We start from the raw sequence: 8010 nt of genomic DNA on the forward strand, positions 1-8010 counted from the left end.
AATTAAGATTTCGTACCGAAAAAATTGATACGATCGACGATGAGTGCGCTGTAGGCATCCACTGGCGTGCCTCGTGGAAGCGGGAGCATCGCCTCGCCCCCTTCTGTAAATCCAATAACGTCCCCGAGCCCGGCTCCCAGCTTGTCGTAAACGACGAGAGCCGGATCTGCGGAAGATTCCTTGCTTTCCGTATCCTTGAACTGGGCACGGCTCAATGGCTTAACCATAAGCCAGCGGGCCCCTGCCAAGGACTCTAGAGTTTGGCCGAGCACGACGCGTCCGATTACCTTGCCGAATCTCATGCGCCCTTCCCTTCCAGTTCGTCCACGATGCCCATCACGACATTGCGCAAGGGAGCTTCGGGGTTCTTCGCGTAGACCTGCACCGCATCGCCGTCCGCGTTGATCAATACCGTATCGCCGTCGCCCGCGCCAATCCAGTCGGCCGTGCCAATAATGCGCCCCGTGCCCTGGCCTTGGCTGTCCAAGACTTCGCACAGGAGCATACGGATGCCATCCAAACCTGGATGACATACCGCAGAGGTCACGTTTCCGACTATCTGACCGAGAATCACCGGATGATGTTGAGGCTATCGACCATCACGCAGCGACGCTTACGCGTGAAGGTTTGAGTCGTCACGATCCCTTCGCCCGTCGTGGTGGCGACGGAGAAGTTGGCGTATCCATGGCCGCCCATACCGAGACCGGCGATGCTGGCACCGTTCTTTACGAACAACGTACAGTCCATCTTCTGGCCCATCTTGGTCAGGTTGTCCAAGTTCTTGGAGTGCATGATCGCGGAGTGGCGGTAGCCGTGCTCGGATTGGTAGGCGAGCTCGATCGCTTCGTCCACGTTCTTGGCGCGAACCACGGGAATGACCGGCATCATCTGTTCCTCTTCCACGAACGGACAGTCGCCTGGGCAATCGCCAAAGAGAACTTCCGTACCCGCTGGAGCGCTCGTGCCTGCTACATGCGCAAGCTTAGTCGCATCCGCGCCAACGTAGTCGCGATTCAATACTGGATGCGAACAACCGCCGCCATCTTCCTTGTAGGTGAAGACTTCGCCGGCCAGCTTCTTCATGTTTTCGCGCGGCAGGAAGTGAGCGCCCGCACGCTTGAAGGCTTCCATGAACTGGGTGTGGACTGAGTCCACCACGAAGACTTGCTTCTCTCCGATACAGAGCAGGTTGTTGTCGAAGCCGCCACCGAGAATAACGGAACGAGCCGCATGGTCGAGGTCTGCCGTTTCGTCGACAACCACTGGAGGGTTGCCCGGTCCGGCGCAAATCGCGCGCTTGCCGCTCTGCATCGCTGCATTCACAACCGCAGGACCGCCCGTCACGCACATCAAGTCGACATAGGAAGACTTGCAGAGATCGTTGAAGGACTCGATGGTTGGCTTCTCGATGATCGTAACCAAATTCTCGATACCAGTCTTGTTGTAGATGGCTTGGTTGAAGAACGCGATCGCTTCCGCCGCGCAAGCCGCCCCGCCTGGGTGAGCATTGAATACAACGCCGTTACCCGCCGCCACCATGCTCACGATGTTTCCAGAGATGGTCGGGATGGAGTGCGTAACCGGAGTGATGGCTGCCACGACGCCGAACGGCGCGTACTCTTCCATCATGATCCCATTGTCGCCGCTGAGGCTGTAGGGATTGAGCCACTCGATGCCAGGAATGTTTTGGATACCGAGGAGCTTCGCGATCTTATGGTCGAGGCGACCGATCTTGGTTTCCGCAAATTCGAGCTTACCCCACTCGTCCGCCTTCTCGGTACAGATGCTCTTTACCAAGTTGACGATCTCCACGCGAGTGGCGATCCCCTTCCGGCGAAGTTGCTCCTGTCCCTTGCGAGCGGCCTGGGCTGCTGCTTCCGCTGTGTCGAAAACGCCCATACGCTTCGAAGGACGCGATACCACTGCGGGCGCCGCTACGCTCCCGCCGAGATTCTCTTGCTTGATCTTGGCGAGCACTTCGCTCACCACTGCTGAAATAATCTGCTGATTCATTACTTACTTCCGCTTTGGTAGGTTGCTTCGCCCAGCACGCTGACCGAATCGACGATGCCGATGATGGAGGCATCCACGGGTACTGACTTCAGGCCATCCACTTGCCTGGCAGAGCTGCCCTGCACGAAGAGTACGACCTCTCCGGTACCTGCCCCTAGCGTATCGACCGCGACAATCGTGTTGCTCCCCTCGAGGAATTTCTTCGGATTGTCTGGGTCCGCTAGCAAGGGGCGGAGCATCGCAAGCCGACGACCGCGCAGAGTTTCCTCCTTCTTGGTCGCAACGACTTGGCCTATAACCTTGGCAACAAACATGGCCTAAGGTCTCTATTTAGTAGCGCGGCTCTTCGCTGCAGCTGCCTGAGGAATAACGGCAGAGAGGCTTTCGCTAGGACGAGCGATGACGTGCGCGCTCAAGACTTCGCCAACAGCCTGAGCTGCTTCTACTCCGGATTCGATCGCCGCCTTCACAGCCGCTACGTTGCCTTCGACAGTCACGCTTACCATGGCGCTGCCTACGTTCTTTACAGGACCAGTGATCTGTACGTCTGCGGACTTGAGCATTGCGTCAGTTCCAGTGATGAGAGCGGTGAGACCTTTAGTTTCGAGAATTCCGATTGCCTGTTTCATAATAATAATTGCTTTGTTTTTAGAGTTTTTCGTGAGGTTTGATCACTTGTTGTGAGATAGAAAACGACTGGTCTCGCGAGCGATCACGAGTTCCTCGTTGGCTGGGATCACATAGATTTTGATCCGGCTGTTCGCGGCGCTGATGCAAGTTTCCTCGCCCCGCGTGACCGCATTCTTTTCGAGATCGAGCTCGAGGCCGAGATCCTCAAGGCCTTGGCAAACGCGTTCGCGGACTCGCGTATCGTTCTCGCCAATACCAGCGGTAAAGACGAGAGCATCGAGGCCTCCGAGCTGCAGCATATAGGAGCCGACGTATTGACGGATCGCATACACGAGTGAATCCATTGCGAGCGTTGCATCTTCGTCGCCAGCATCCACTGCTGCCCAAATATCGCGCACGTCGTTGCTCTTACCGGAAAGCCCGAGTAGACCGGACTCCTTCGTCAACTGACGCTCAACTTCCTCGATGCTCAGGCCAAGCTTCTTCATGACGTAAGTCACGGCCATGGAATCGAGGTCGCCCACGCGATTGTTCTGCGGGAGACCGCTTTGCGGGCTGAGCCCCATGCTGGTATCGATAGCGACACCATTGCGAATGCCCGTCACCGAGCTGCTTCCGCCGAGATGGCAGGAAACGACGCGCAGGGGCTTACCTTCGAGTTCGACTTGATCCTTCTGATAGAGGACTCGCACTTGCTCCGCGACGTCTTCGCGTCCCAAGAGCTCCGCAGACCGTTCGGCAACGTACTTGTGGCTCGCGCCATGGAATCCGTTGCGACGAACCCCCGCTTCGTACCACGCCTTGGGCACCGCATAACGGCGGCTCGGCTTGGACGCCCACTGGTAGAAAGCCGTTTCGTAGAGAGCCACGAGCTGGGCGTTGGGCATTTCCTTGGCAAACTGCTCGATGCCGTTCGCGTAGGCCGGATTGTGAGCCGGAGCCAACTCCGCGGAAGCGCGAAGATCGGCGATCACCGAATCGTCCGCCGCTACGCAGCCAGTCTTCTCGAAACCGAGAACGGTCTTGAATCCAACCGCGTCAATCGAGTCCACCGAATCGATATGCCCATCCTTCTTCATCGAAGAGATGGCGTCACGAATGGTTTCCCCATAGTCGCTCACGCGTTCGTAACCGCCACGGGCTACAAGCGTTAGAGCAGAGTCATCGCCCTCGTACAAAGAGTACTTGAACGATGTTGAACCTAAGTTGGCTACCAGAATTTTCACGCCGATTTCGTTGGAGGAAGTCGTATCTATCGAACGGATACCTTATCCGATGAAGCTACCGAGCTTGCTGAGGTCGTCGTGCGGACGAGCGATCACCTGTACCGCTGCCACTTCGCCAACGCGGCTAGCCGCTTCGGCGCCTGCGTCAACCGCTGCCTTGATGGAAGCGACGTCGCCAGTGAAGATGGCGCAGACCAAACCGCTGCCAACCTTTTCCCAACCGGTCATAGTGACGTCGGCGGACTTGAGAGCGGCATCGCTCGCTTCGATAAGAGCGACGAGGCCCTTCGTTTCGATCATTCCTAGTGCTTGTGAAGCCATGTGTATAAATCTCTTTTAAATGTTATAGTAAACGTGCGTCTGTCCCGCGGACTAGAAGCCGAACTGCTTAAGCAGATCGTTGTGTGGACGCGCGATGATGTTGGAGCTAACGAGCTCGCCTACGCGGTTGGCCGCTTCCGCGCCCGCCTCAACAGCAGCCTTTACGCTGCCGACATCGCCCTTGACGATGACTGTCAGGAAACCGCCGCCGATCTGCACCTGCTTAACGATTTCTACGCCAGCAGCCTTGCTCATTGCGTCACTCGCTTCGACGCTGCCGACGAAGCCCTTGGTTTCGATTGTTCCGATTGATTCACTCATGACTTATATGGGTTAATTGTTGTACTTAAATTTTGGTTACGGTTATTTGATTTTCTTCAGCTCGCAGATCGTGTTTTCGTCGAGTCCGCAAGCGTTGCCTTCGTCGGTGTCGAGGTGAACCTCGAGCTTGAAGTCCGGATTTACGCGAACGAAGACCTTGTCGAAAGTCAGGCCACACTCGCCATGCACCTTCAACTGCATGAAGTCCTTGTCCTTCACGCCGTAGTGAGCCGCGTCCTCCGGAGACATGTGCACGTGGATCGCCGCGCGGATCACTCCCTTATCGAGCTTAAAGTAACCCTTCGGCCCCATTAGCATGCAACCAGGCGTACCTTCGATATCTCCAGACTGGCGAACGGGAACGTCAAACCCGAGCGCACGTGCGTCTGTATAAGCGATTTCGACCTGGTTGATGTTGCGGCAGGGTCCGAGGATACGGAGATTCGATATGATGCGGCTGCGCGGGCCGATCAAGGTGACCGCCTCCTCCGCCGCGTACTGCCCGTCTTGGTACAGCCACTTCTTAGGAGTGAGCTGATGCCCCTCCCCAAACAGGATTTCCACCGCCTCTTGCGTAAGGTGGCAGTGGCGAGCGCTGATGTTCACCAACAGCTTGTTCGGCGCCGTCGCAGCCGGCGACTTATCCAAGCCTAGCTGCCGATAGACGCTCTGACGGACGATCTCTTCGAGGGCATTTAAATTTTGAGTACCTTGCATGCTGGAAAATGGGGAAAAATGAACACCAAATGTGGATTAATTTTGGTTTTGTTGCTTTTCCTTTGACCTATCAACCCTAAAATCCAAAATTCCCAACATAATCACAGATTTTCCCACAAATGATCGCGGCTAATAGACACCAAGTTATCATAGAACTTCTCGAAAGGGAGGGGAGCGTGCGCACCGTCGATCTCGCGCAGCAATTGGAAGTCACCGACGAAACCATCCGCCGCGACCTCGAAAAGCTGGAAAAGGAGCACCGCCTCCAGCGCACCCACGGCGGCGCCGTGGCCAGCCAGCACCTCAACAAGGACCGCTCCTTCGAAGAACGCAGCATCCAAAACATCGATCCCAAGCGCCGCATCTCCAGAGCGGCCGCCGAGCTCATCCAACCGGGCGACCGCATCTTCATCGACGCCAGCTCCACCGCCCTCCAACTCACTTCCCATCCCCAAAAGTTCGCCGGCACCACCGTCATCACGAACTCCTCGCTGGTGCTCGCCGAGCTCGCCCCCTACCCCGAGATCGAAATCATCATCGCCGGCGGCGTGCTCGACCGCCAATCCCACTCCTTCATCGGCCCCGCCACCATCGCAACCCTGCGCCGCTACCGCGTCGACAAAGCCTTCTTCTCCGGCAACGGCGTCGACGAAATCCGCGGCATCAGCGAAGTCAACGAGGCCCAAGCCCACATCAAGGACTTCGTCATCCCCCGCTGCGCCAACGCCATCCTGCTGGCCGACGCCACCAAGCTCGGGGCCTCCTCCACTTATTTCTTCGCCCAGTGCGAGCAAATCAACACCTTTGTCACAACCAAGGACGCCGCCCACCCCCTTCTATCTACACTTGAGGAAAGCGGAGCCCAGATTGTCTACGCCGACTAACGCACCAAGAACGTTTCGAAAATTCGTAATTCAAATATCTCTAAATTATAACAGTGAAAAGTTCTCAACACATCCAAGACCCCGACGTTGTCCTAATCGGTAGCGGCATCATGTCCTCCACCCTCGGAGCGATGCTCAAGAAGCTCGATCCCAGCTTGCGCATCCAGCTCTACGAGATGACGGAAGAATTCGCGCAGGAGGCCTCCAAAGGCTGGCACAACGCGGGCACCGGACACGCCGGCATCTGCGAACTCAGCTACACCCCGGACTACGGCCCCGACGGCGAAGTCGACGTCTCCAAGGCCATCGAAATCTTCCACCAGTTCGAACACTCCAAGCAATTCTGGGGCTACGCGGCGCGCACGGGAATGATCGACAACACCACCGACTTCATCAACCCGGTCCCCCACATCAGCTTCGTCTACGGGCAAGAGCAGGTCGACTTCCTGCGCTCGCGCCACCGCCAGATGCAAGCCCACCACTTCTTCGACGCCATGGAGTACACCGAAGACCGAAAGGTCATTCGCGAGTGGGCGCCCCTCCTCCTCGAAGGCCGCGACGACACCCCCATCGCCGCCACCAAGATGGACCTCGGAAGCGACGTCAACTTCGGAGCCCTCGCCAGCAAGTTCATCACCTGGCTCGGCAAGCAAGAAGGCTGCGGCTACGCCACCAGCCACCGGATCACCGACCTCAACAAGCAAGACGACGGACGCTGGGAACTCACCATCAAGGACCTGAAAACCAACCAGTCCTTCAAAAACACCGCCAAATTCGTCTTCATCGGAGCCGGCGGCGGCAGCCTTCCGCTCCTGCAAAAAGCAGGCATGCAAGAAGCCAAAGGCTTCGGCGGCTTCCCCATCGGCGGCCAATGGCTCATCTGCGAAAAGCCCGAAATCGTCGAAAAGCACGTCGCCAAAGTGTACGGCATGTCCCCCGGGGCCGCCCCCACCATGGCAGTTCCCCACCTGGACACGCGCATCATCGACGGCAAAAAAGCCCTCCTCTTCGGCCCCTACGCCGCTTGGACCACCAAGTTCCTGCACGTCGAAGGCAAAGCAAGCGACCTTCCACGATCCATCCGCATGGACAACATCGCCTCGCTCATCAAGGTCGGCCTCCACAACATCCCGCTCGTGCGCTACCTCGTCCAGCAAGGCACCCAAAGCATGACCACCCGCATGAAGGAGCTCCAAGCCTTCTTCCCTGATGCTAAGGAGTCGGACTGGAACCTGATCGACGCCGGCATTCGCGTGCAAGCCATCAAAAAGGAAGACGGCGACGCCGGCATCGTCCACTTCGGAACCGAAGTTCTCACCGCGGCGGACAAGTCCATGTCCGCCCTCCTCGGAGCCTCCCCCGGCGCTTCCGTATCCACAAACATTATACTCGAAGTCGTCAAAAAATGCTTCTCCGACCGCCTCGCAACGCCGGAAGGACACGCCATCATGAAAGAGATGATCCCATCCTACGACGAAGACCTAACGAAGCCCAGCCTGTCCCAGAGACAGAAGGAGCTCAGCCAGCAAGCCTTCCAATCGCTAAAGCTCTGCTAGCCAGCCCAGCAACCTTCCAGCCGTTCTTCGCCCGCGAAGAACGGCTTTTTTGCGTCCCTCCCCCAACGCAGGGCTGGCGCTCGCGCCATGCCGCGATGCAAGATATTAGAGCAGGAATCTGCGGCACGTCGCAAGCAGCCTTCGCTCTTTGAGCTTCGTCTCCCACCGTAACTGCCCTAAAGGCAAACGCCAATCCCACTGCTTTTGGTTATAAACCACAAAAAAAACCGTCCCCCGAAAGGAACGGTTTTTTCACGGTGGCGGGATAGACGGGACTCGAACCCGCGGCCTCCTGCGTGACAGGCAGGCGCTCTAACCAACTGAGCTACTACCCCGTGGCGT

The 8010-nt window shown here is 57.4% G+C and carries 11 protein-coding genes and 1 tRNA gene; 2 read left to right on the forward strand and 10 right to left on the reverse strand.

Annotated features, from left to right (window positions below):
• Window positions 1-2 precede the first annotated feature (2 nt).
• Genes QEH57_RS05125 through QEH57_RS05165 form a run of 9 tightly spaced genes read right to left on the reverse strand, consistent with a single transcriptional unit; the run spans window position 3 to window position 5228 of the window.
• On the reverse strand, window positions 3-302 hold the full coding sequence (locus tag QEH57_RS05125) for a EutN/CcmL family microcompartment protein (RefSeq protein WP_309005609.1): 300 nt from the start codon (window positions 300-302) through the stop codon (window positions 3-5).
• Entirely contained in the window at window positions 299-574 is a 276-nt protein-coding gene (locus QEH57_RS05130) for a EutN/CcmL family microcompartment protein (protein ID WP_309005610.1), read from the reverse strand. Before QEH57_RS05130 ends, QEH57_RS05125 begins: the two co-directional genes overlap by 4 nt.
• Window positions 571-2013, reverse strand: a complete 1443-nt coding sequence (locus QEH57_RS05135; RefSeq protein WP_309005611.1) for an aldehyde dehydrogenase — start codon at window positions 2011-2013, stop codon at window positions 571-573. The genes QEH57_RS05130 and QEH57_RS05135 overlap by 4 nt, the downstream gene beginning before the upstream one ends.
• Complete coding sequence (locus tag QEH57_RS05140) at window positions 2013-2327, reverse strand: EutN/CcmL family microcompartment protein (protein WP_309005612.1); 315 nt, start codon at window positions 2325-2327, stop codon at window positions 2013-2015. Before QEH57_RS05140 ends, QEH57_RS05135 begins: the two co-directional genes overlap by 1 nt.
• A 12-nt stretch (window positions 2328-2339) precedes the next feature.
• Window positions 2340-2642, reverse strand: a complete 303-nt coding sequence (locus tag QEH57_RS05145) for a BMC domain-containing protein (protein ID WP_309005613.1) — start codon at window positions 2640-2642, stop codon at window positions 2340-2342.
• 42 nt (window positions 2643-2684) lie between these two features.
• Entirely contained in the window at window positions 2685-3869 is a 1185-nt protein-coding gene (locus tag QEH57_RS05150) for an acetate/propionate family kinase (protein WP_309005614.1), read from the reverse strand.
• Between the two features lie 42 nt (window positions 3870-3911).
• On the reverse strand, window positions 3912-4190 hold the full coding sequence (locus QEH57_RS05155; RefSeq protein ID WP_309005615.1) for a BMC domain-containing protein: 279 nt from the start codon (window positions 4188-4190) through the stop codon (window positions 3912-3914).
• A gap of 51 nt (window positions 4191-4241) precedes the next feature.
• Complete coding sequence (locus tag QEH57_RS05160) at window positions 4242-4511, reverse strand: BMC domain-containing protein (RefSeq protein WP_309005616.1); 270 nt, start codon at window positions 4509-4511, stop codon at window positions 4242-4244.
• 42 nt (window positions 4512-4553) lie between these two features.
• Window positions 4554-5228 carry a phosphate propanoyltransferase gene (locus QEH57_RS05165; protein ID WP_309005617.1) on the reverse strand — a complete coding sequence of 225 codons (675 nt, stop codon included), beginning with the start codon at window positions 5226-5228 and terminating at the stop codon, window positions 4554-4556.
• Between the two features lie 119 nt (window positions 5229-5347).
• On the opposite strand from QEH57_RS05165, the gene QEH57_RS05170 reads away from it, so the two are divergent.
• Both QEH57_RS05170 and mqo read left to right on the forward strand, forming a co-directional pair.
• Window positions 5348-6112 carry a DeoR/GlpR family DNA-binding transcription regulator gene (locus tag QEH57_RS05170; protein ID WP_309005618.1) on the forward strand — a complete coding sequence of 255 codons (765 nt, stop codon included), beginning with the start codon at window positions 5348-5350 and terminating at the stop codon, window positions 6110-6112.
• A gap of 53 nt (window positions 6113-6165) precedes the next feature.
• Complete coding sequence (gene mqo, locus QEH57_RS05175; protein WP_309005619.1) at window positions 6166-7668, forward strand: malate dehydrogenase (quinone); 1503 nt, start codon at window positions 6166-6168, stop codon at window positions 7666-7668.
• Window positions 7669-7926: 258 nt separating this feature from the next.
• Here mqo and QEH57_RS05180 read toward each other — a convergent pair.
• Window positions 7927-8003: transfer RNA gene (locus QEH57_RS05180), tRNA-Asp, on the reverse strand.
• Window positions 8004-8010: the final 7 nt, after the last annotated feature.

Source organism: Pelagicoccus sp. SDUM812005 (genome assembly GCF_031127875.1).
Lineage (GTDB): Bacteria > Verrucomicrobiota > Verrucomicrobiia > Opitutales > Opitutaceae > Pelagicoccus.